Source organism: Cohnella lupini, from assembly GCF_003386205.1.
GTDB classification, from domain to species: Bacteria; Bacillota; Bacilli; order Paenibacillales; family Paenibacillaceae; genus Cohnella; species Cohnella lupini.
Genome location: NZ_QRDY01000001.1, coordinates 109782 through 133353, shown reverse-complemented (window position 1 = coordinate 133353; position 23572 = coordinate 109782). Strand labels below are relative to the sequence as shown.

General features: G+C 52.1%; 21 protein-coding genes. 4 read left to right on the top strand and 17 right to left on the bottom strand.

Translation table 11 applies throughout. The annotated features are described in order from the left end of the window. The first annotated feature begins 230 nt into the window (after positions 1 to 230). Positions 231 to 1901: a dihydroxy-acid dehydratase gene (gene ilvD / locus DFP95_RS00580; RefSeq protein WP_115991305.1), complete on the top strand. Its 1671-nt coding sequence runs from the start codon at positions 231 to 233 to the stop codon at positions 1899 to 1901. Between the two features lie 75 nt (positions 1902 to 1976). Here ilvD and DFP95_RS00575 read toward each other — a convergent pair whose 3' ends face one another. Then, the gene (locus tag DFP95_RS00575) at positions 1977 to 3455 is read right to left on the bottom strand and encodes a polysaccharide deacetylase family protein (protein WP_115990628.1); all 1479 of its coding nucleotides are present in this window, start codon (positions 3453 to 3455) and stop codon (positions 1977 to 1979) included. Between the two features lie 184 nt (positions 3456 to 3639). Between DFP95_RS00575 and DFP95_RS00570 the strand changes: the two genes are divergently transcribed. Continuing rightward, a complete protein-coding gene (locus DFP95_RS00570; protein ID WP_115990627.1) occupies positions 3640 to 4785 on the top strand; it encodes an AI-2E family transporter in 1146 nt (381 codons plus the stop codon). Here the strand turns inward: DFP95_RS00570 and DFP95_RS00565 are convergent. The 15 genes from DFP95_RS00565 to cymR form a co-directional block, all read right to left on the bottom strand. Further along, positions 4718 to 6553, bottom strand: coding sequence for a peptidoglycan D,D-transpeptidase FtsI family protein (locus DFP95_RS00565; protein WP_115990626.1), 1836 nt, complete (start codon positions 6551 to 6553; stop codon positions 4718 to 4720). The two genes, DFP95_RS00570 and DFP95_RS00565, sit on opposite strands and share 68 nt — an antisense overlap. A 107-nt stretch (positions 6554 to 6660) precedes the next feature. After that, the gene (locus tag DFP95_RS00560) at positions 6661 to 8778 is read right to left on the bottom strand and encodes a methyl-accepting chemotaxis protein (protein WP_245987257.1); all 2118 of its coding nucleotides are present in this window, start codon (positions 8776 to 8778) and stop codon (positions 6661 to 6663) included. A gap of 163 nt (positions 8779 to 8941) precedes the next feature. After that, a complete protein-coding gene (locus tag DFP95_RS00555) occupies positions 8942 to 10198 on the bottom strand; it encodes a peptidase U32 family protein (protein WP_245987255.1) in 1257 nt (418 codons plus the stop codon). Between the two features lie 25 nt (positions 10199 to 10223). After that, positions 10224 to 11117 carry a peptidase U32 family protein gene (locus tag DFP95_RS00550; RefSeq protein WP_115991302.1) on the bottom strand — a complete coding sequence of 298 codons (894 nt, stop codon included), beginning with the start codon at positions 11115 to 11117 and terminating at the stop codon, positions 10224 to 10226. Between the two features lie 173 nt (positions 11118 to 11290). Then, complete coding sequence (gene mltG, locus DFP95_RS00545) at positions 11291 to 12583, bottom strand: endolytic transglycosylase MltG (protein WP_245987254.1); 1293 nt, start codon at positions 12581 to 12583, stop codon at positions 11291 to 11293. Positions 12584 to 12652: 69 nt separating this feature from the next. After that, the gene (locus DFP95_RS00540; protein WP_115990624.1) at positions 12653 to 12961 is read right to left on the bottom strand and encodes a DUF1292 domain-containing protein; all 309 of its coding nucleotides are present in this window, start codon (positions 12959 to 12961) and stop codon (positions 12653 to 12655) included. Further along, positions 12961 to 13278 (bottom strand): DUF1292 domain-containing protein, encoded by a 318-nt coding sequence (locus tag DFP95_RS00535; protein WP_115990622.1) that lies wholly within the window; start codon positions 13276 to 13278, stop codon positions 12961 to 12963. Before DFP95_RS00535 ends, DFP95_RS00540 begins: the two co-directional genes overlap by 1 nt. 9 nt (positions 13279 to 13287) lie before the next feature. Then, a complete protein-coding gene (gene ruvX / locus DFP95_RS00530) occupies positions 13288 to 13701 on the bottom strand; it encodes a Holliday junction resolvase RuvX (RefSeq protein ID WP_115990620.1) in 414 nt (137 codons plus the stop codon). Positions 13702 to 13704: 3 nt separating this feature from the next. Next, positions 13705 to 13980: an IreB family regulatory phosphoprotein gene (locus tag DFP95_RS00525; protein ID WP_115990618.1), complete on the bottom strand. Its 276-nt coding sequence runs from the start codon at positions 13978 to 13980 to the stop codon at positions 13705 to 13707. Between the two features lie 130 nt (positions 13981 to 14110). Further along, positions 14111 to 16741, bottom strand: a complete 2631-nt coding sequence (gene alaS / locus DFP95_RS00520; protein WP_115991300.1) for an alanine--tRNA ligase — start codon at positions 16739 to 16741, stop codon at positions 14111 to 14113. A gap of 364 nt (positions 16742 to 17105) precedes the next feature. Continuing rightward, a complete protein-coding gene (locus DFP95_RS00515) occupies positions 17106 to 18176 on the bottom strand; it encodes an AI-2E family transporter (protein ID WP_115990616.1) in 1071 nt (356 codons plus the stop codon). A 141-nt stretch (positions 18177 to 18317) separates the two neighbouring features. Continuing rightward, a complete protein-coding gene (locus DFP95_RS00510) occupies positions 18318 to 18524 on the bottom strand; it encodes a hypothetical protein (RefSeq protein ID WP_115990615.1) in 207 nt (68 codons plus the stop codon). 32 nt (positions 18525 to 18556) lie between these two features. Continuing rightward, positions 18557 to 19069 (bottom strand): PRC-barrel domain-containing protein, encoded by a 513-nt coding sequence (locus DFP95_RS00505; protein WP_115990613.1) that lies wholly within the window; start codon positions 19067 to 19069, stop codon positions 18557 to 18559. A 26-nt stretch (positions 19070 to 19095) separates the two neighbouring features. Next, positions 19096 to 20250 carry a cysteine desulfurase family protein gene (locus DFP95_RS00500; protein ID WP_115990611.1) on the bottom strand — a complete coding sequence of 385 codons (1155 nt, stop codon included), beginning with the start codon at positions 20248 to 20250 and terminating at the stop codon, positions 19096 to 19098. 15 nt (positions 20251 to 20265) lie between these two features. Next, complete coding sequence (gene cymR / locus DFP95_RS00495) at positions 20266 to 20685, bottom strand: cysteine metabolism transcriptional regulator CymR (RefSeq protein WP_115990610.1); 420 nt, start codon at positions 20683 to 20685, stop codon at positions 20266 to 20268. Positions 20686 to 20917: 232 nt separating this feature from the next. On the opposite strand from cymR, the gene mnmA reads away from it, so the two are divergent. Both mnmA and DFP95_RS00485 read left to right on the top strand, forming a co-directional pair. Further along, positions 20918 to 22087, top strand: coding sequence for a tRNA 2-thiouridine(34) synthase MnmA (gene mnmA, locus DFP95_RS00490; RefSeq protein WP_115990608.1), 1170 nt, complete (start codon positions 20918 to 20920; stop codon positions 22085 to 22087). Positions 22088 to 22499: 412 nt separating this feature from the next. Beyond that, entirely contained in the window at positions 22500 to 22703 is a 204-nt protein-coding gene (locus DFP95_RS00485) for a transposase (RefSeq protein ID WP_115990606.1), read from the top strand. 85 nt (positions 22704 to 22788) lie between these two features. Here the strand turns inward: DFP95_RS00485 and DFP95_RS00480 are convergent, their stop codons facing one another. After that, positions 22789 to 23535: a YebC/PmpR family DNA-binding transcriptional regulator gene (locus DFP95_RS00480; protein WP_115990604.1), complete on the bottom strand. Its 747-nt coding sequence runs from the start codon at positions 23533 to 23535 to the stop codon at positions 22789 to 22791. Positions 23536 to 23572 lie beyond the last annotated feature (37 nt).

Here is a 23572-nt window from a genome sequence, read left to right as displayed (position 1 = left end):
TCGTTTATGTGATGTTTTATCACATAACTAACCATTTTTTTGTCTATTTTTCCCTTTATTCATCCCTATACATGACATGTCCCTAACGCATTTCCCGTTGTGAGAAATTGGCGGATTAACACGTATTACCTAATGCTTTTCTGGTCAATTCGTCCGATTATGTGATAAAATCAAGGATATGACATTCCGGTTTATCCGAAAGCGAGGGAACAAAATTGGCCAAGCAAAAAATGCGTTCAGACATGATCACCAAAGGCTTCGACCGCGCTCCGCACCGTAGCCTCCTGCGTGCCGCCGGCGTTAAAGAAGAAGATTTCGGCAAACCGTTAATCGCAGTCTGCAATTCTTACATCGATATCGTACCCGGACACATTCACTTGCAGGAATTCGGCAAAATCGTTAAAGAAGCTATTCGCGAAGCCGGCGGGGTTCCTTTCGAGTTCAACACGATCGGCGTCGATGACGGCATAGCAATGGGCCATATCGGAATGCGCTACTCCCTAGCCAGCCGCGAGATCATCGCCGACTCCGTCGAAACGATGGTTAACGCCCACTGGTTCGACGGCATGGTATGTATCCCTAACTGCGATAAAATCACCCCCGGCATGATGATGGCCGCCTTGCGAGTCAACATCCCGACCTTGTTCGTCAGCGGCGGACCGATGAAAGCCGGTCGCACGAGCGATGGAAAAGCGATCTCCCTGACTTCCGTATTCGAAGGCGTCGGTGCGTTCATGTCCGGCAAGATCGACGAGAAAAGCTTGACCGAGCTTGAACAATACGGCTGTCCGACTTGCGGCTCATGCTCCGGTATGTTCACCGCGAACTCCATGAATTGCTTAGCCGAAGTGCTAGGTCTTGCATTACCGGGTAACGGTACGATTCTTGCGGTCGCTCCGGAACGTCGCGAGTTCGTAAGAAAATCCGCCGCGCAACTGATGGAACTGGTCAAACTGGACATCAAGCCTCGCGACATCGTGACGTTGGCTTCGATCGACAATGCTTTCGCCCTCGATATGGCGATGGGCGGATCCACGAATACCGTTCTTCACACTTTGGCTCTTGCGCATGAAGCAGGAATCGAATATCCGATCGAACGCATCAACGAAGTGGCCAAACGCGTCCCTTATTTGTCCAAGTTAGCTCCGGCTTCCGATCACCATATCGAAGATTTGCACAACGCCGGCGGCGTTAGCGCGATCATCAACGAATTATTCAAGAAGGAAGGCGCGCTGAACGGAGACGTGTTGACCGTATCCGCCAAGACGCTTCGCGAGAACGTCGAAGGAGCGGAGATTCTGGATCATTCCGTCATTCGTCCGATCGACGATCCGCACACCAAGGAAGGCGGACTATCCGTCATGTTCGGCAATCTTGCTCCGGGCGGCTCGATCATTAAAGTCGGAGCCGTCGACAAATCCGTCGGCGGTTACCTTCGCGGCCCGGCTATCTGCTTCGATTCGCAGGACGATGTCCTTCGCGGACTAACGGAAGGCAAAGTCAAGGAAGGCCATGTCGTCGTCATCCGTTACGAAGGACCGAAGGGCGGTCCCGGAATGCCCGAGATGCTTGCGCCCACTTCCCAGATCGTGGGTATGGGACTCGGCACGAAGGTCGGCCTGATTACCGACGGTCGTTTCTCCGGAGCATCCCGCGGAATCGCCATCGGGCATATTTCCCCGGAAGCAGCCGAAGGCGGTCCTATCGCATTCGTCGTAGACGGCGACATGATCGAGCTGGATATGAATAACCGCACCATTACGCTCGAAGTAAGCGACGAAGAATTAGATCGTCGCCGCTCCGAATGGAAAGGCTTCGAACCTAAGATCAAACGCGGCTACCTCGCGCGTTACTCCGCGATGGTTACTAACGCAAGCCGCGGCGGAGTTATGAAGATGTAACTAGCATTGACGAATAACAATAAAGCCGATACCGGGTTATTCACCCGATATCGGCTTTATTTTTTTGAAAAGGATTTATACCAACTCGCCGATCGTCGTTTCTTCGAAATCCGCGGCCGTCTCGGCTGCATTCTCCGCTTGTTGCTTGCCGGCGTTTGCCTTTGCTGACCTGACGGGACGGCGCTTGCGCGGGCTCGATTCATCGGCCCAGCTCAACAACATTTCCCGGGTCATAATGAGCATGCGAGGGTTCATCGAATCTCCCTTATCGCGCACCCGTTGATTCCCGGCAGGATGGATGACCCGAATCAGAATACGCAGATAAATGTTCGTCATCCAGGAGAACAATCCTCTTGGCAATTCGAAAGTCTCGTATCCCAGCGAATCGGCTCCCCGATGAATCATCGAAACTCCGTATAAAGCTTTCACCTCGTCGCCATGAGGAGCCTTCGCGAGTTCTCTAGCCATATCCGGAAGCGCGTTCTGCATTTCCCGTATGATTCTGATGCCGATTTGCAGCGTGCTCTTCGAGTTCATGCCCAAGTCGAACAGCATTTGATTCTCGAAATGGATTTCCATAATGCGATCGCCCGAACGCAAAGTCTGATCTCCTTGCAAGTCGAGCGGCGGACCCGAATAACGCCTTATGCGATAATTGAAAAAATGTCCTTCCCCAATGGGACGCAGCCTGAACGCGATGTGGAATCCTTTTTCGTATAGCATCCAGAGGCTTACGACCAGCTTCTTAAGCGGTCCTACTTTGTGGGCATTATCTCCCGCTTGCTCGTCATTGCTCATACTCGATCTCCTCGTCGCGGTTCTCTCGATCGGCTTGCCTTTTTTCTTCGCCCGCTCCGTAATGGTGATCATTTCGTCGATTCCGACGAAGCGGTATCCCAGCTCCCGGCCGTCGTCCAATATTCTCTCTAGTGCCGAGAGCGTGTTGGCGGGGGCATCCCGATCCGCTCCGAAAGTGATGCCGCAATCGTGGAGCAGGAACACTTCGCCGGGTCTGAGCTTCTGCTTCATCCTCTTGTATAGCTTGTCGGCCCCCACTTTCTTGCGCCAATCGCCGAACAAGGAGGTCCATAAGACGATTTGCAAATAACCCAGGTTCGCATAGTCGAATACGTTCACGATACCCCACGGCGGTCGATAGTACATCGGCCTTGAGCCCGTAATTCGCTTAATAACGTCCGATGTCCGATGTATTTGCCGTTTAACCGTTCTCGGCCGCATCAACCAGTTCGTATGATGAACGTAATTATGAATGCCGAGAATATGTCCTTCTTCATGGATTCGAGCGATGAGTTCGGGATTGCGTTCCGCGTTCTCCCCTACGACGAAGAAGGTTCCCTTCGCTCCATGACGCTTAAGCAAATCCAGTAGCTTAGGCGTATATACCGGATCGGGACCATCGTCGAAAGTGAGCGACACTTCCGACTTCGATTGCCCTTTCATGAACACCCTGAATCCGAAAATCCGACTGACCAGAGCCGGCAAAAAAGCATAAAAAGTCAAAAAATAAAAACCGATCCAAAGGATGATTTCCATGTAGTCCCCACCATCTTGATTACCATAGTATTCGTGCGAGCGCTTCTGTGCCTGTCTTCTATTTTATCATATACGCTCTGAAAATAGGCATCCATATAGGCATCTTTTTTGTTATCGTGTACAATGGACAAGATATGGAATTAACGGATTATCCTACATATGGCGAAAAGGGTGGATTTATAAAATGTTGTCTTTATATCAGAAATATTGGCGAACCGCATTCGATATCGGCGTAATCATCCTTACCGTATGGCTCACGATGTATGTGTTCAGTTATTTGTACAAGCTCGCGACTCCCGTCTTCCTGGCTTTCCTCATTTTCTGGATCATCGAACCTCTCGCCAGGCTTCTTAATCGTTGGGGTATACGCAAATCGATCGCTTCAGGTATTAGCGTATTGCTGTTTACGTTAGTCATACTTGCGACGTTTGTCGGACTTGGATATATTTTCACCATACAAATTCAGCAGTTGGTCGAGGATCTGCCCAAGTATCAGGTGCTACTCGAGAATCAGATAGCCTCTATTTCCGGAAACATGCAAGGGCAGATCGAAGCATTACCGCCCGGAATCGGGGAAAAGTTAACCGAGGCAACGGCATTCGTAACCGACAAGGGTGCCGTATTAGCGGGCCAATTTCTAAGCTGGATCGTTGGATTTCTATCCTCCTTTTCCTCGTTCGTGCTTAATTTCTCGATCGCCATTATCTTGGCTTATTTCTTGAGCATCGAGATCGACACTTGGAAAAGGTTAGGCAGGGACAGATCCCCGAAAACGATTAAAGTCGCTTTCGAATTTCTGCGCAACAACGTGTTTAAAGGGATCGGGGCTTACTTGAAAGCCCAAGGCAAGCTCATCAGCATCACTTTCGTCGTTATTTTCATAACTCTTCTGGCGCTCGGGGTGAACAATGCTTTCTCTATCGCCCTCTTGGCCGGCATACTCGACGTACTGCCGCTACTCGGCGTCAATACCTTGTTCATTCCATGGGTCGCCTATCTGTTCATCACCGGCGAGACGAACCTCGCCATCTGGCTGACTGCCCTTCTGCTAGTCGTTACGCTGACCAGGCAATTCCTTGAACCGCGCATTACCGGTCAGACGGTGGGAGTATCCGCGTTTACGATGCTCGCGTTCATGATGATTTCGTTATCGCTCTTCGGAGTTGCCGGACTTATCCTCGCTCCGATTCTTATGATCTTGCTTAAGGCGCTGTACGACCAAGGCTACTTCCATCAGTGGATTCGATTCCCGCAGGAGGAGTTTACCGTCGCTCCGTTCGCTCCGCAGCCTGAAGAGTCTCCGACTCCCAAAGGCGAATTCCGTCCATAATCGCACCGAATACGGTCGCTCCGCGATTGCGCAAACCCGCAGGCTGATCTTCGATCAGCACGGAGATCGCATAACGAGGCGTTCCCGCCGCCGGCCCGTAACCGATGAACCATTGGTCGTTGCGGGCTTTTTGTTTGCCCGCAAGCTCTGCCGTGCCCGATTTCCCCGCTAACGGCCATATCGATCCGCTGAGTGCCTGCTTTGCCGTTCCCGACTCTACGACGGAGAGCATGCCTTGCATAAGATATGCCGCCGTTCGCGGCTCGATCTGACCGTACTTTGACTTGTCGGATTGAAAGGGGAACGTCGTCATTAAATCCCCGTCCGCATAACGAATTTCCTTGACGATTCGAGGGGAACTCACGCGTCCTTTGTGCAATATCGTTACAGCCATATTAGCGGCTTGCAATGGAGTTACCCGTACGTCCCTCTGTCCGATTCCGCTGCCCGTTCTTACTCCCCCGTCTTTCGCCGTTTCCTTGCTTAGGAATATCGAACCCGCTTCCTCTTCTCCGAGCAATCTGAGCGGCTTGCCGTCCAAGAACTTATCCGAACTCCATCCGATTTGTCTTCCGAGTCCCATTCGCTCTGCCGTAATTTGCAGCCATGCCGGATCCATCCTTTCGGCCAGTCCGGCGAACACGACGTTGCAGGACTCGGCGTAAGCTTGCTCCAAGGTCAGATCGCCATGCCCGCCTTCCTTCCAGCATTGCAATCCGTACTTTCCGTAATGACCGTCGCAGTGGAACTTCTCTCCCCAATGCGTGACGCCGGATTCCAGCGCCGCCGCTAACGTCACCGTCTTGAACACGGAGCCGGGCGGCGCGGCCACGAGCGCGTGATTGCGCACGTCCGTGCCTTCTCCGCCGACATGGTAAGGGTCAAGACGAGGCAGGGAGACCATGCTTAATATATCCGCGTTGGACGCGTCTAAGACTACCGCGGCTCCTTTATGAATCCCGTATCGGTCGAAAACCTTCTCCACGATATGCTGAATGTTCAAGTCCAACGTCGTCGTCACCTGCAACGGAAAATGGGGATTGTCCGGAGCGATCATTCGGAGGCCCAAACCCGCCAGCGGGCGTCTCGTCGCATCCGTCACCTGAAGCACCGTCGTTGGAGCTACTCCTTGCAGCCACCGATCCAACGATTTCTCCAGCCCGGCCCCGCCGATACTGTTGGCGGTACTCATATGATGTTCGGCTACTTGATGCTCGTATATCTGACGAACTTGATTCGGGTGCTGCGAGATGAATCCGATAGCATGTAGCGGAGTCGTGTCGGCTGGGTACCGGTTCGGGTAGGGGAGAACCGAGACGCCTAGCAAATTAGCCTTCATGGCGGCATTAATCTGTTGCTCGGATAAATTCATCGCCCTGTGGTCGTTAGATTTCGTCCAAACCTCGGGTTCCCGAAGCTCCTTCAACCATGAATCCAGTTCCGACTGCTCGACTCCAAGCGAATCGGCCAACAGCTTAACTTCGCTCTCCATACCCCGCGGATGCCCGTTGTCGGGGAACGCCGCCAAGCTCTGTACCGTCGTTCCGGTAATGAGCGTCCCGTTCCGGTCGCGAAACCTTCCTCTGCCGCTATCCAGAAGCAGTTCGTCGGAACGCTGCTCGACCGCGTTCCGGTTGAGCGATTGGCTTGCCGTCTGCGCCCCGCCGAAGCCAAGCTGCAACCAAGCCAACCTCGCCCCTTCCACGCCGAATATAACGGCCAATAAAAGCAAAACGTGAAATCCCCTGACTGCCCAATCCTTATTCATCGTAAACCCCTTCTCTGACCTCTCTTTCTTTATTGTTTCCAACTTTCGCCAAAAACAAAAAGCAGGCAAGGAGATTCCCTTGCCTGCTTCATGTATACGATCAATGATTACGCTACGGTAAACCGGCTCAACGATTCTCGCAATTGACCCGATACCGCTTCGAGACGATTGGATAACTGCACCAACCCGTCGCTAATATTCAACTGCTCGTTGCTAAGCGACGCAACTTCCTCCGACGTTGCGGAAGCTTCTTCCGCAACCGCGCTTACGTTGCTCATAGCCATCGACAATGTGTTCTGCGCGTCTTCTAATTGACGAACGGAATCCGTCGCGGACTCCAAGCGATTAACGAATCCTCCCATATTGTCTTGAACCGTAATGAAGATCTGATTGGCTTCGCGTACCGATTCGATTTGCTCTTGGAAAATCGGATAAGCCTCGGATAATACCGATACCGTCTCGTCGATCTCCCTTTGGATCTTCTCGACGATTCCGCCGACGACGCCGATCGACTCGCGCGATTGATCCGCCAGCTTGCGAATCTCGTCCGCGACGACCATGAATCCTTTGCCCGCAGCACCTGCTCTAGCTGCTTCGATGGTAGCGTTCAAAGACAATATATTCGTTTGCTTGGTCATATTGCCGAGTACGTCGAGAATTTTGCGGATGGACCGCGTGCTTTCTTTCAGCTTGTCTACTTTGTCGACCATCGAACGCGTCATTTCTTCCGTTTGGCCCGTCTTCTCGATCAAACTGCCCATATAGATCGAGCCTTTACGCCCGGCTTCTTCGACCTCGTTCGCGGATTGGCCCATTTCGACGTTGGAATCGATGACCGATTGCACTTGAGCTCCGATCTGAATCGTGAGGTCCGTTCCCTTCTCCGATTCGACCGCGAGATTCGTCGCGCCGTTGGCGATTTCCTCGGTAGCGATTGCGATTTCCTTCGCTGCGCCTGCCGTCTTGCGCGAAGAGTCCGTCAAGGATTCCGCGGTTGCCAAAACTTCTTGCGCGGAAAGGTTCGTCTGGCGAACGAGACCCGTGATTTCCTCCATCATGCGATTGAAGCTATCCGCTACTTGGCCGATCTCGTCCTTCTTGCGAATCGTAGAACGAACGGTAAGATTTCCGCGTTCGCCTTCGTTCATCAACGTACGCAATTGGGCAAGCGGCTTACCGACCGTCAGCATTACGATCATTCCGATCGCCCCGGCAATCAGCGCCGCGATTAGCGACATGATCCACGTTAAATTGCTGATGGCTTTCGCATCTTTGACCAGGGAGGAAACCGGGATGTTCCCGATCAGCATCCACTCGTTCGTTTCCATGACGCCCGCGGAAGTCAGAGTTTTGGTTCCGTCCACGCTTATCGTCGCCGATCCGCTCTCGCCAGGTAAATCGTACTCGTACTTCGTACCCATTTTCGCGATATCAGGTCCGTAGACGATCGTTTTGTCCGGAGATACGATGTACGACGCGCTATCGTCTCCGAAATTGACCGTCTTCATCTGATCTTCCAATATTTTGGACTTAATTTCGAGAATCAAGTAGTAAGGCATACCTTGATTCAGCATTCTCCCTAACGAGAAGGTCGGAGCGCTGCGACTTCCGTCAAGGCCTTTAGCCATCGTCGGGTTCCATACTGCTTTGCCGTTCCCTTCAGTAATGGCCTTCATGAACGGAGACGACGGATCGAGCTTATCCTTGGCAATCGAGCTGCCCGTCGTCATGAATTGCCCTTCCGGATCTACCGGAATCAGCGAGATCGACTCGTAGCTCGAATCCGCCATCGCGATGCTGCTCATCTTCTCGGTCAGCTGTCTGGCCGTGTCGAATATTTCGTAATCGTCTCCGGAGACGGCTAACGAACTTAACAGGGTAATAAAGCTGTTATCCGTAATGAACTGCAAGGATTGCCTTTCGTATCCGTCCAGAAGCAATGCCATTTTCCCTGCCGTCTGCTGCGCGGTCTGGCTGCTTGAGTCTGCTACTTTCTTTTGAATAATAGAGCTCGATTTCGAGTAAGAGAACCAACCGAGCGATAATACGCAAGCCAATATACTGCAAAAAATAAGCAAAAATAACTTCATGCCGACGGAGCGAATCGGATTCTCGAATTTAGTATCCTTGAACTGTCCTCCGACGCGTTTTGATAAACCGCTTACACCCTGGGACGCTTTCTTCCAATCTACCGATCCCACTTTCTCACGCCACGATTTACTCATCTGCGAATAACCCTCCAACTATGTAGTGACGACTGACTTACGGCATAAAAAAACTTGCCGAGCTGTCCATAAAGTATATATCGGCCAAAGAGGCGACATCGTTTACTTTATCGTGACAATTCGACAAGTCTTTTAACAATTCCTTTGTTTTTAAATATATTTATTACAATTTTTTCCGCATTAGGTCTAAAGGCTCAACCGGTTTCTCCGTTTTGATACGAACCTTTTGCAATGGATGCCTAGCTACCGCTAATGGATTCCCTTCCATGTCGGTCATCTCGACAATAGTCTGAAAAGACTGCCTTCCTCCGGGACCGAAGAACTCGATCTCCATACCCGGTCGGAACGGACTACGTTGCTGGACGGTGGCGAACCCCGTCGCTTCGTCGTAATCCGTCACGATCGCGGCGAAATCGTAAGGGGCCGGCTTCTCTTCCTCTTCGTATATATGCTCCTCCGCTCCGGGCACCGCGTAGAAGAATCCGGTGTTAAGCGGTCTATTCGCCGCCTTGCCGATATCCTCTACCCATTCGGGGCGCAGCCGGTAACCTTCCGGATCAGCCATATAGGCATCTATCGCCTGTCGGTAAACGTTGACGACGGAAGCGACGTAGTGAATGCTTTTCATTCGGCCTTCGATCTTGAAGCTATCGACTCCGGCCTCGATCAGATCCGGGATATGCTGGATCATGCAAAGATCCTTCGAGCCCATCGTGAACGGATTATGACCAGGCTCCATGACCGATTGCTCGTCCGCGTGCAAGTCGTATTTCCAGCGGCAGGATTGGCAGCAGCCGCCCCTGTTGGAATCCCTGTCGGTAAAATGGTTCGACAATACGCAGCGGCCGGACACGGAGGAACACATCGCGCCATGAATGAACACTTCGATCTCCACGTCCACGCGCGCTTTGATCTCGCGAATTTCTTCCATCGTCGTTTCGCGCGCCAGCACGACTCGAGGCAAGCCTTCTTCTTTCCAGAATTGCACGGCCTGCCAGTTCATCGTAGATTGTTGCGTGCTTAAATGCACCTCCAGCTTTGGCGCGACTTGCTGCGCCATCTCGACGATAGCCGGATCCGCCGCGATAATCGCGGCGATTCCCGCGTTTTCCAGCTCCCTGAGGTAATCCGCTACGCCGTCCAAATCCTCTTGATGCGCGTATATGTTCGTCGCCACGAATACTTTGGCGCCGTATTTCTCCGCGAATAACACGCCTTCGCGCATTTCTTCGAAACTGAAGTTGTCGGCGTTCGAACGCAAGCCGTATTTCTGCCCGCCGATATAGACCGCGTCGGCTCCGTAATGAACGGCGAATTTCAGCTTCTCCAAGCTTCCGGCCGGGGCCAGAAGCTCCGGTTTGTCCAGCCGCTGCCTCTTTCCTTGCTTAAGAGGCATGTCTTGTATAAGCGTATTGCTCATTCCGATTAACCTCCTTGCGTTTTCGTTAATAGACTTGTTCCTTATATAGAAAACCAAAGCCGAGTTCCCTCTCGGAGCTTTGCAATCTTTGAATGGAGGTCAGCCAAAGGTTATCGAATTTGTACGCCCCCGGATCCCGTTTCCACAGATCCAATGCAGCCCTGTAACTCTTCAAGACGGTTTCGTTGTACTCCTCCGACTTCAGCAAGGGCTCGATATAGAAGCTATCCACACCTGCTTGCACGAGCTCGGGCAATGCCTCCAGCAAACAAATATCGTCGGGACTCATAACATGGGTGCCGTTATCGTCCTCGTAAACGGGAAAGCGTTCATCGGGACGTTCCGCTTCCACTAAGAATAATCCTCGGTCGACTCCCCTGCGCACAAGAGACGCCTCTTTGCCCAGATGCTCCAAATAGCTCTGGACGAGATTCCGATGGGAGTAGTAGATATTCGTCGCTCCATGGACCTGGACCTGAATTTCCATCTCGGCTTTGCTCTTCAGATCGCCGATTTCCTCTTCGTTCAACTCCCGCGCCACGACGGCCCGGGCGGCCCCGCGCCTTCCCCAGTAGGAAGCGGCGGAAGAATTCGTTCCGGTCATCTCGGCATTCCAGAACAGCTTTACACCGGGCGCATGCCGTCTCGCGTTCATCAATACGGCGGGATCTCCGAAAACGATGGCATCCCCCCCCGCTTCCGTTATCGAAATTAAATACTCGGGCAAAGCGGCCAATTCGTCGTTTCGGAACAGTTTGTTCATGTTAACGTAAACTTTGGCGCCTAATCGATGAGCGATAAGAACGGCTGATTTCAGGTCGCCGGAAAGAATATCGCCCGGCTGCCTCATGCCGAATCGGGATTCGCCGATCAGCACCGCCGTCGCTCCGGCGGCGATATATCGTTCTATCTGCCCCATGGATCCTGCGGAAATAAGCAATTCGGGGACGCTAGTTGAAACTTCATTGTTTCCGGTAGAAATATTTAACACCTCCGGGAAAATCTTCGACCCGGCGCGCTTACGCGTAGGCACCAAAGAGGTGCATCGCTATGCTCGCCGGGTCGGAGCGCATTCGAATCATGAATGCGTCTTTATTCTGGTTTTACGTTCTTCTCGCTTTGTTGGATATTCTTCTGATGCTGCTTATACGTTACCGCGAACAAGTGCGTATTCGTTCCGTCTTTTTTCGTCACGTAATACAGGTAGTCCGTTTGCTCCGGATATAAAGCGGCCTCGATCGATTTCAAGCTGGGCGAAGCGATCGGTCCGGGCGGCAATCCCGCATTCAAATACGTATTGTAGGGACTTTCCACTTTAAGATCTTCTTCGAGCAATCTTTCCTTCTGCTTGTCGAGCAAGTATTGAATCGTTGCGTCGATTTGCAGAGGCATTTTGATTCTCAAGCGGTTTTGGATAACGCTGGATACGATCGGACGCTCCTCGTCTACGACGACCTCGCGCTCGACAAGAGACGCGATCGTTAATAGCTGGTGCACGGTGAGCCCCCGTTCTTCCAGGACGCTCTGCCAATCTTCCGGTAATTGGTCAAGCTTATGGTCAAGCTCGGATAACATCCGATTGATGATATCGGTCTCCGTGCTTCCCCGTTTCATCTCGTAGGTTTCGGGGAAAAGGTATCCTTCGAGCGGATATCTTAGGTCTTTGTCCGTAGGCACGGCTTTGGCCCAAAGCGACCCCGTCCATAAATCCGCTTTCCCCGCCGCTTCCAGAAATTTCGCTTTGTCTAATTTGGCGGCTTCAACCATTCTTGCCGCGATTTGTTGAACCGTAAAACCTTCCGGTATCGTGAACCGTATCGTCGCCGCGGCAACGATATCCCCGGTGTTAAGCTTCGCCACGATCTCGTCGCGGGTCATTCCGGGAGTCAACTCGTATTCGCCGGCTTGGAAACGGGATCCCTCGCCTTCGACCTTCAGCCAACCGCTAAATAGAAACGCGCTACGTATAAGTCCGTTCAGTTCGAGCAACTCGGCTACGTTTTTCGCGCGCATGCCCGAGCTGATCGTGATTTTCACGGGCGACGCCGAGGCCGGAGCCGGTCGCAATCCGTTCCACAAGTAAAATAAAGCTCCGCCTGCCACGGAAAGGACGATTCCGAGAGCGATCAGGAAGGACCAAAGCAATACGCGAGGTTTGCGACGGCGAACCTGGGGAGCGGATGTCGTTCTTGCTTCCGTGCGGCTTGTCGGTTCAACGGGAGCGTTGGCGCGCAAAGGCGCGGCGGATCTGGTCGCATGCGAGAACCTGCTCAACTCCGTCGCCGCGGCGGTCTCGTTAGTTCCGGGCGACTTATCCTCCTCGCCGTTCACTTTATTGCCGTATATGGATTTCCATCCCGATGTCGGCTCATCATCTCTATCCACGCTATTTCCCCTCCAGCAAGCCCCGTATTCGTGAAAAAGAGCGGTCGCCCGCTCTCTGTTCCTTTATACTCAAGGCTGGTCATCACTACCGAACTGCGAATCGTCGAAAGCTTCCGCAACCAGCTCCCACTCTTCTTCGTCCGTAACGTTTTCAAGTTGCGCTTCGCCGCTCGGGTCCGCGACGATTCTGAATACATCGAATTCGTCGTCTTCCTTCATTGCTTCCGATTGCAATAACGCATAACGGTTACCGCCAACCGTAAGCTCAGCCAATATCCGAAAGCTAAGAGAGGATCCGTCTTCCGTAACCAACTCTACGCTTTCTCCATATTGCTGCTTTAGTTCGGATGGCTTCGGATCGTTTCCGCCGCCTGCCATTATTCTTTGCTGCCTTCGGCCTCGTCGAATTCGCCGATCAAAGTATTGAACGTTTCTTCGACCATATCCCACTCCGCTTGATCCTCGATCGGGAACAGCTGAATTTCTTCGTTCTCTTCGTTGTAACGGAACGCGAACACTTCCTGCTCTTCGTCTCCGTCTTCGTCGGCGGGCACGACCATCATGTATTTCCGGTCCGTACCGTCGTCCAATTCGAAGCGCATGATAACCTCGAATGCCTCGTCGTTGCCTTCGTCGTCGGGGATGTAAATAATTTCTGCTTCATCTTCATCGTTGTTGTTAATGACGTCTGTCATGGGAATTCCTCATTTCGATATGGAGTCTAGGTAACTCTGCAGCAAAATGGCCGCTGCCATTTTGTCGATGACTAGTTTGCGTTTGGCCCTGCTTACGTCGGCTTCAAGCAACGTGCGTTCGGCGGAAACCGTAGTCAACCTTTCATCCCAAAGTCGTACAGGTAAGGATAGTGTTTGCTTTAAGGTTTCCGCGAATGCGATACAATTTTCGCCACTCGGCCCGACGGTTCCGTTCATGTTCTTCGGCAATCCGACGACGATGGACTCGACCTCGTATTCTTTGATTAATCCGGCTATACGAGCCATTGGATCGGCTACGATCTTGCGATCGATCACTTCCAACCCCTGGGCAGTCCATCCGAACAGGTCGCTCATAGCGACGCCGATTCTTCTTTCCCCGTAATCCAATCCCATGATCCGCATCGGTTACCGGTTCTGCTGAAGATAGAAGCGGACGAGCTCTTCGATGATTTCGTCGCGTTCCTTCTTGCGAATCAAGCTTCGCGCGTTGTTATGGCGCGGAATAAAGGCTGGATCGCCCGAGAGCAAATAGCCGACGATCTGATTGATTGGATGATATTCCTTTTCCACCAAAGCATCGTGCACCGTAAATAAAATATCGCGGGCAGACACTTCATGGGGATCCGCGACGACGTCGAATTTGACGGTCTGATCCATATGGTTCTTGTCCGATGAGCTCATCTCCAGCACCTCGCTTTCACTGACAAACTCTAAAACCTTACCTCCATAATAACATAATCTACGGGGGACAGGAAATGATCGGTAATGCTTTGAAGCTATGCGAGCTCGAACTTATCGATATCCTTCGTACCTATTTCCCGAGCTGAGCTAAAACCAAACCTTCGGCCAGAGCAAGAGCATCCGTTAATTTGGAAGGGTCCTTGCCCCCGGCCTGGGCTAGTTCCGGCTTGCCGCCTCCGCCTCCGCCGCAAACGGCCGCTATTTCTTTGATCAGCTTGCCCGCGTGCAGTCCTTGCCGCACGAGATCGGAAGTGACGGCGACGACCAGGTTGACCTTGTCGCCTTCGATCGAACCGAGCACGAGCACGGCGGAGCTCAGCTTCAGCTTGAGCTCGTCCGCAACGCCGCGGAGGGCATCCATGCCGCCGGCGTTCACTTCGGTGGCGAGCAGCGTGACGCCGCCTACGGATTGCGCCGCGGAGACGAGATCGGCGGCCTCCAAGCGGCTAAGCTTGCCTTGGAGCGAATCGTTGTCGCGTTGCAGCTGGCGAACTTCGCCTTGTATGGCGTCAACTCGTTTAGCGACGTCGTTCACGCCGCATTTCAATTGCGCCGCGGCGCCCTTCAATACGTTTAATTGATCGTCCAGATAATTATAAGCGTTGCGGCCGGTGACCGCCTCGATCCGCCGAACGCCGGAACCGATGCCGCCTTCGCTGACCAGCTTGAACAGTCCGATCTGCGAAGTATTGCGGACGTGGCATCCGCCGCACAGCTCCAAGCTATAGTCGCCTACGCGTACCACGCGGACGATGTCGCCGTATTTTTCGCCGAACAGAGCCATCGCGCCCATCGCTTTCGCTTCCGCGATCGGTTTGAACCCGATATCGAGCTCCGTGCCGATCCAGATTTGTTCGTTGACGCGGCGTTCAACTTCCGCGAGTTCTTCTGCCGTGATCGCGCCGAAATGCGAGAAGTCGAACCGAAGCCTGTCCGGTTCCACGAGCGAGCCCGCTTGGTTAACGTGCTCGCCGAGCACGTCCTTCAGCGCCCTGTGCAGCAAATGGGTCGCCGTATGGTTACGCACGGTGTCTCCGCGCTCCGATGCGTTGACGGATGCCGTCACCGTATCGCCGACTTTGAGGAAGCCGTTCGTAACGATTACCTGATGGACGGATTGGCCGTGCGGCGCCTTGCTCAGTCCGGTTACTTCGGCATGGACTCCGTTACCGGATAATACGCCGCGATCGCTCACTTGTCCGCCGCTCTCCGCATAGAACGGAGTACGGTCGAGCACGACCAGCACTTTATTGTCCACGCCGGCAACGTCGACGAATTGATTTTCGGACACGATGGCAAGCACACGAGCTTCGGCGGTCAAGCCGTCGTATCCGACGAATTCGCTCTTCTCGGTATAATCGGCCAACGGTCCGCCTTGCACCTTCATGCTGTCCGATTCTTGACGGGCCGCACGGGCACGGTCTCGCTGTTCCCGCATGGAGGAATCGAAGCCGTCTCGGTCGACGGTCATTCCTTGCTCGGTCGCATAGTCTTCCGTTAGGTCGAACGGGAAGCCATAGGTGTCGTATAGCTTGAATGCGTCGGGACCGGAAATGACATTACGGCCATCGGCTTTCGCTTTCAGGCACAGCTCCGACAAAATCGCCAATCCGTCGGACAGCGTTTCATGGAACCGCTCTTCCTCCGTGCGGATGACCTTCTCGATAAATTCGCGCTTCTCCAACACTTCCGGGTAAAAGCCGCCCATGATTTCGCCTACGATAGGCGTCAATTCCCATAAGAACGGACGATCGATGCCGAGAACTTTGCCGTAACGAACGGCGCGGCGAAGCAAACGGCGGATGACGTAACCGCGTCCTTCGTTGGAAGGAAGCACGCCATCGCCCACGGAGAAGGCTACCGTCCGGATATGGTCCGCGATGACCTTCAGCGCGACGTCGTGCTCTTCGTTCTTCTTGTATGTGACTCCGGCGATGCCGCTTGCCCGATCGATGATAGGCATGAATAGATCCGTATCGAAGTTCGAATCTACGTCCTGCAGGATGGAAGCGAAACGCTCGAGACCCGCGCCCGTATCGATATTCTTATTCGGAAGAGGCGTGTAGCTGCCGTCCTTGTTGTGATTGAATTCCGAGAAAACGACGTTCCATACTTCCAGGAAACGTTCGTTCTCTCCGCCCGTCGTGCAATCCGGGTCGGATAGATCTCCGTATTTATCGCCGCGATCGTAGAAAATTTCCGTGCAGGGACCGCATGGCCCTTCGCCGATATCCCAGAAGTTGTCTTGCAGCTTCACGATCCGCTCTTGAGGAAGACCGATCTTCTCGTTCCAGAAGCGGTAAGCGTCTTCGTCCTCCGGGTAAACGGTAACCGACAATTTCTCCGGCTCGAATCCGATCCACTCCGGACCCGTGAGGAATTCCCAAGCCCAAGTGATGGCTTCTTCCTTAAAATAGTCCCCGATTGAGAAATTGCCCAGCATTTCGAAGAAAGTGTGGTGACGGCGGGTTTTCCCGACATTCTCGATATCGTTCGTGCGAATGCACTTCTGCGAATTGGCGATTCTCGGATTTTCCGGAATCACGCGTCCGTCGAAATAGGCTTTAAGCGGCGCCATCCCCGCGTTAATCCATAACAACGAAGGATCGTTATGCGGAACGAGCGGCGAGCTCGGCTCGATTTTATGGCCTTTGCTTTCGAAGAAAGCTAACCATTTACTGCGGATTTCTGCTGCTTTCATGGGTTTCATCAAGAATATCCCCCTTCTGTTTACGTCCGTATAGGTCCAAAAAAATAAAAAAACGCCCCTCGAATCAGGGACGAAAATCTTCGCGGTACCACCCTGGTTATCGCATTCCTAAGAATACGATCTCCTCTAACCGGGATAACGGCCCTCGCCGGCGGACTTCTAATCCGCACTCCGAAACCAGCTTCCCACGCCCTTCGCACAGAAGATTTTCTCAGCCGAGCCTTCTATGCGCCCGTCGGGAGGCTTAGAGGCAAGAATCTTCTCTCTGGTTATGCGGTCTTCGAGGTACTTATGTTTCGTCAACGTTTTCGTTTATATAGATCATATAAATTATAGACAACGCAAATCAGCGCTGTCAAACGGTTTTTCTATGAATGTAGTAGGCGGACACATGCTGAACGATGACTCTTAAAGCCGCGTAGAATGGAACCGCTAATATCATACCTACGATCCCCGCAAGATTGCCGCCGATTAACAGCACGAGAATGATGGTAAGGGGATGCATTTTCATCGATTTCCCGACCACTTGCGGACTGATCACGTTGCTTTCGAGGTTCTGGCAGATCATATTGACGATAATGACCATGAGCACCATTTTCCAAGAAATCGTAGTCGCCATCAGCAACGCCGGCAAAGCCCCGAAGAACGGACCTAGATAAGGAATGATATCGAACAACGATACAAAACAAGCCATGAGAAGCGGATAAGGCATTCCGATAATCAGATAACCGATATACGCCAGTACGCCGATGCACAAGGATACGATAAGCTGTCCTCTTATGTAACTGCCCAACGCGGAATCGATGTCCTTCATAAGCCTTATCGCGGGCTTGCGCCTCGCCCGGGGAATGTATTGCAGCGCCGCGCGTTCGAATACGTCTAAATCCTTCATCATATAGAACGCCAAGAACGGTACGATCATAGCGATGAACAATACGTTAACGACGGCTCCTAAATTGTTTAGAAAATCGGCGATCCTCTTCTCGACCTGCTCCTCCAAATTACCGATCGAACTGTTGATGGCGTCTCTGACGGTGACGGGCAACATGTCGTTGTTATTGAAATGATCCGCCAAGCTCTGCGCCTTCATCGTTAGATCGGGCATGTGCTCGTTCAACTCTTCGACTTGATTTACGAACATCGGGGTAACGTTCATCAGTACGACGACCGATACCGAGATAAACACGGCATAGATCAGTAATACCGCCGCGGTTCGCGGCACCTTACGGTCGTGAAGCAGGTTAACTATCGGATTTAACATATAAGAGATGACCATCGCCACAAGGAAAGGCGCCAATACGGCTTTCAAGAAATCATATACGGAGACGAGCATCGGACGAACCAGAACGACGAGGAACAAGACCAACAAACAAAGTATGGCATATACGAGCACAGTAAAAAAACGGCTCTGGGCAAACCGGCCCATCTCCCCCACCCCCTATGACCGCTCCGAGCATGACTTGCTTATCTAGTATATGTACTTGTCCCCGTCGGTAAACCAAAGCAAATAAAAAAGCGCCGCGTCTCCCCGAGGGTAGACATGGCGCTTCGTTATATGAACCTTACATTACATTCCGTTCGCGTGAATCTGAGCCGGAATCGGCTCTTCGAAAAACAAATCGTCGAGGGAACTCAGAGTACCGTCCTCTTCAACCTGATATACCGACATTTTCTCGCCGTTTACCGTCAATTCGATAAAACAACTCCAGCAGTAAAATTGATGGGAACCGATTTTCCCAATATCTTTGGAGCTACAGTTAGGGCATCTCATCATCCGTCTTCACCTGTCACTTTCCACGTATGGTCTCACGTAAGTATCCGCTCGTAAGAAGCCGGTACCAGGATTGCGTCCTCGCCCAGGGTAATATTCTCAAGAGCTTCAGGCAAGAATAATTTCCGCCTTCCTTCGAATACGTCCGCGAGAAAACCGTCCGTCAATTCATATCCTATTATTTGTGTACCCTCGGACGGCTTAAAATAAACGTCCGATACTTCACCTAAGTGTTGTCCCTCAATCGTGTAAACCGGCATATCCTTCAACCGGACGACGCCGGTATGGAAAGTCCGCAGCAACTGCTTGCTATCCATGGTCGCTACGACCGTGCTGCCCTTAATCAACAAGGCATCTTCACCGCAATGAACGATATCTTCCCAGTAGACGATCTTAGGAGTTTTGCGAATGCCGGATCGGGCGTATTTGTCCAATACGATGCCGACCAACTTCCAGAATTCGTCGAACCACAAGTCTTTGACTTTGCCAATGCATTTGCCGCTTTCGAGAAGCACCGGCAAGCCGAGAATCCGTTGTACCTGGATCATGCTCGGGCTCCTAACAATTCCAGCGCCTATAATCTAATACGCATACGGGCTGAAATGGTTGCAGTTATTTTCGCCGTTTTATCGGCTTCTTCTATAGTATTACCCAAACCGAAGCTAAATCTTACAGCGGAAGAAACTCTTTCCGTCGAAAGGTTCATCGCAAGCAGAACGTGCGACGGTTTCAAGGAACCCGAAGTGCAAGCGGAACCTCCGGACGCCGAAACGCCCTCCAGATCTAAATTCATGAGCATGCTTTCGGAAGAAACGCCTGGAATGCTAAGGTTTAAGATATGGGGAAGTCGTTCGTCTGGATGTCCGTTAACGACGAATCGATCCTGTCCCAAATGCTCGGACAGCCGTGCAAGAAAAGCGGAGCGGATTTCTTCGGCGTGCTCTCGTCTAATCGATAGATCGCCGTATGCGATCTCCGCTGCTTTAGCGAATGCTGCGATGCCGGCAACGTTCTCCGTGCCCGCCCTGCGGTTACGCTCCTGCGAGCCCCCGTAGAGAATGGGCTGGAAATGGGTTCCTTTACGTACGTACAACAAACCAACGCCTTGGGGGCCGTTGATTTTATGAGCGGATAGGCTAAGCAAATCAATGGGCATTTCTTTGAGATTTAACTCCGCGTAGCCGAAGGCTTGCACGGCATCGACATGCATAATTGCTTTATGATTGCGAGCCCAATCGCCGATCTCGGCAATCGGCTGTAACGTTCCGGTTTCATTGTTGCCTGCCATAACGCTCACAAGCGCCGTCGTTTCGTCGATCGCGGCTTTAGCCTCTGATACGGATACGCGTCCGTATTCGTCGACGGGTAATATCGTTAACCGGAAACCTTCGGCCTCCAGTTGACGACATGCGTGCAGTACGGCATGATGCTCGACCGCCGTCGTAACGATTCCGGAGCGTCCTCGCTGTCTTTGGGCGCGAGCCGCTCCGAACAATGCCGTATTATCGCTTTCCGTGCCGCTTCCGGTGAAAATAAGCTCCGATGCCTGGCAGCTAAGAAGGCGGGCAAAGGTATCCCTGGCTAACGAAATCCGTTCTCTGGCCGCGCGCCCGTGAGCATGCAAGCTGGAAGGATTGCCCGGACCGCCGTTGGCCGCTTCTACGTAGGCTGCCAATACTTCGGAGCTCATTGGCGAAGTCGCCGCGTGATCGAAATAAATGAAGCTCATGCCTTGCACCTTCTTCTAAATATAGAACATATAGTTGTCTAGCTTGTCCGCGCCTTTGAAGTTAATTAGATCGTGCAACGTCGTGGAATCAAGAACTTCGGCGATACTGTCGCGAATACGCAACCACAAATCTCGCTTAGCCGGATCGTCTTCTTCGGTGAAGTCGACGGGGCTGATCGGTCCTTCCAATATACGGATGACGTCTCCCGAAGAAATGGTTTCCGGGTCCTTGGACAATATATATCCGCCGTATGCTCCCCTAACGCTTTTGACCAAGCCCGCATTGCGTAAAGGAGCGATTAATTGTTCCAAATAATGTTCGGAGAGATTGTTCTTCTCCGCGATGCTCTTTAGGGAAATCGGCCCTTCGCCGAATTTAGCCGCAAGTTCCATCATGATGGTTAGGCCATAACGGCCTTTAGTCGATATTTTCAAGAGAACACCTGCTTTCATGCCGTTGGAATGGAATAAGTTGCATTCTGTCTTATTCGCACTGTTGAATGTGGGGTATCCCCATAATAAATCTATGTTATCACATCTATTTCCTTTTTGGTCAAAAAAAACGTGACATATTCATGAAAGGACTGCCGATGTGTGAGATTTAATATCGAATATGCTAAAATAATAAACGTATTCGGAATTGTTAAGCTTTAAGGAGAGATGAGTTATGTCTAAGCTAGAGGCATCATTGCCTTCCTACGAAGATCGGTTTTCGGATCCTTCCAAGGTTCGGGTCGTCGTCGGAATGTCGGGCGGAGTCGATTCTTCGGTGACGGCGTTGTTGTTGAAACGACAAGGCTTCGACGTGATCGGCGTATTCATGAAAAATTGGGACGATACGGACGAGTTCGGCGTGTGTACCGCGGAGGAAGATGCCGAGGACGTGCGACGGGTGTGCAATCAGATCGGAATCCCTTATTATACAGTGAATTTCGAAGAGGAATACCGCGATAAGGTGTTCGAATACTTCCTCGAAGAATATCGTCGGGGAAGAACTCCCAATCCCGATGTCATGTGCAACCGGGAAATCAAGTTCGGCGAATTCCTGCAGAAAGCGATTGAATTGGGAGCTGAAGCGATCGCCACCGGCCATTACGCTCGCGTGGAGCTACGGAACAACCGTTACGAATTAATGCGCGGAGTCGATTCGAATAAGGACCAATCGTATTTCCTTCACGCGCTCAATCAGTCGCAATTAGCTCGCGCCATGTTCCCGATCGGCCATCTGGATAAGCCGGTCGTTCGCCAGATCGCCGAAGAAGCAGGGCTGGCAACGGCCAAGAAAAAAGACAGCACGGGCGTATGCTTCATCGGCGAACGCAATTTCAAGGAATTCCTCAGCCAGTACTTGCCGGCGAAACCGGGCAACATGGTCGATCTGGTCTCAGGCGAAGTCAAAGGACGTCATGATGGCCTTATGTATTATACTCTCGGCCAACGACAAGGGCTGGGAATCGGAGGATCAGGCAACGGAGAGCCTTGGTTCGTGGCTAATAAGGATTTGGATAGCAATTCCTTGTACGTCGTGCAAGGAGACGCTCATGCCAGCCTTTATTCCGTCGGACTGACCGCGACCGACGTCAACTGGATCAGCCCGGAAACTCCCGCGGCCGCGATTCGGTGCTCGGCTAAATTCCGTTATCGCCAGCCCGACCAAGGCGTAACGTTGACTCATCAAGGCGACGGAACTTATCACGTCGAATTCGATACTCCGCAGAAAGCCATAACTCCGGGGCAAGCCGTCGTCTTCTATGATGGCGAAATCTGTCTCGGCGGCGGAACGATCGATAAAGTTCGCATGCTCGAGCCTGCCGGCGCCGCCGGAGTTTCAAACTAATCTCCATCGTGAAATATCATAAGCCGTTAGCCCTTCGTGGCTAGCGGTTTTCTTCTATTACTCAACTTACGCATCGACCTCCTTTCCTTAGTTCTTTTGCCTTCGCCACTTCTTTTCCGGCCCTTATTCCTAGTGTTCAAACTCGAATTTTCTTCACAATCCGCTATCTACCTCTCTCTCACTGAGGCATCTACCTATATCGCCCAAACATACTCCTTCACTTCTCCCTGAGCCATATGCCTACATCGTTCAACGGATTGTTATGAGCAGATAGCTCAGGAAGTATGAATCGGGAGTTTACCAAATCCTCACCTAATTCCGAGATCACCTTTCACCAAAACACCTTGATTTTTCCAATGAATTTCTGTACAATAAAATAAGAACATATGTTCCATTTTAGGGGTGGTTGAGTATGCGAGCTATGTCTGTAGGCAAGTTCATGGCCCGTTTTCCGGATGAACAAGCTTGCCGCGACTATATCTACCAGATCCGTTGGCCAAGCGGTTTCATCTGTACGAAATGCTCCGCGAATGCGATCGATAAATTAATTTCGTTTGGAGTGTCGACCGTTTATACGATTCATGAGTACAGGTTAATAAGATACACGGCTTCGTAATCAAAAGAACTTGTAATCAAAAGAAAGAGGCCTTTCGGCCTCCGCTTGCGGAACGGTATACGATTAATGTTCTTTTTGAACGCGATTAGTCCAAACGGCTCATTTCGTCGTCGCTGATCTCGAAGTTGTGGTAGACGTCCTGGACGTCGTCATTGTCTTCGAAAGCGTCCATCATTCTTAATAACTTGTCCGCATTTTCTCCATCCGCGGCAACCGTGTTCTGCGGAAGCCAGCGAACGCCGGACGTCTCGAACTTGTATCCTGCCGCTTCCAGCTTGTTCTTGACGGCATCGAAGTCCTCTGGCGCCGTTAGGATTTCGAAGCTTTCTTCCTCGCTCACGACGTCCTGCGCGCCCGCTTCCAATGCCTCCATCATGAAGCTGTCCTCATCCAGACCATCGTCTTCGTCCCGCGTGATGACCAGCAATCCCTTCTGGTCGAACATGTAGGCTACGCAACCGGATTCGCCTAGATTACCTCCGCGTTTGCCGAAGATCGAGCGAACGTCGGCGGCCGTACGGTTACGGTTATCCGTCAAGCATTTCACCATGATCGCTACGCCGCCCGGTCCGTATCCTTCGTAAAGAACTTCCTCGTAATCCACGCTGTCCGCGCCGCCCGATGCTTTTTTAATCGCTCTGTCAATATTTTCAGCCGGCATTTGGATCGCACGTGCGTTAGCGATCGCGGTCTTAAGGCCGTAGTTAGCTTCGGGATTCGTGCCGCCTCTGCGAGCTTGCACGTAAATTTCGCGCCCCAGCTTCACGAAACGATTATTTTTCGCCTGATCCGCCTTACCCTTGCGTCCGGCAAATAGCTTGAATTTTGGCATATCCTTTACCCCCGGGAAACATTAGTATCATAAAAAC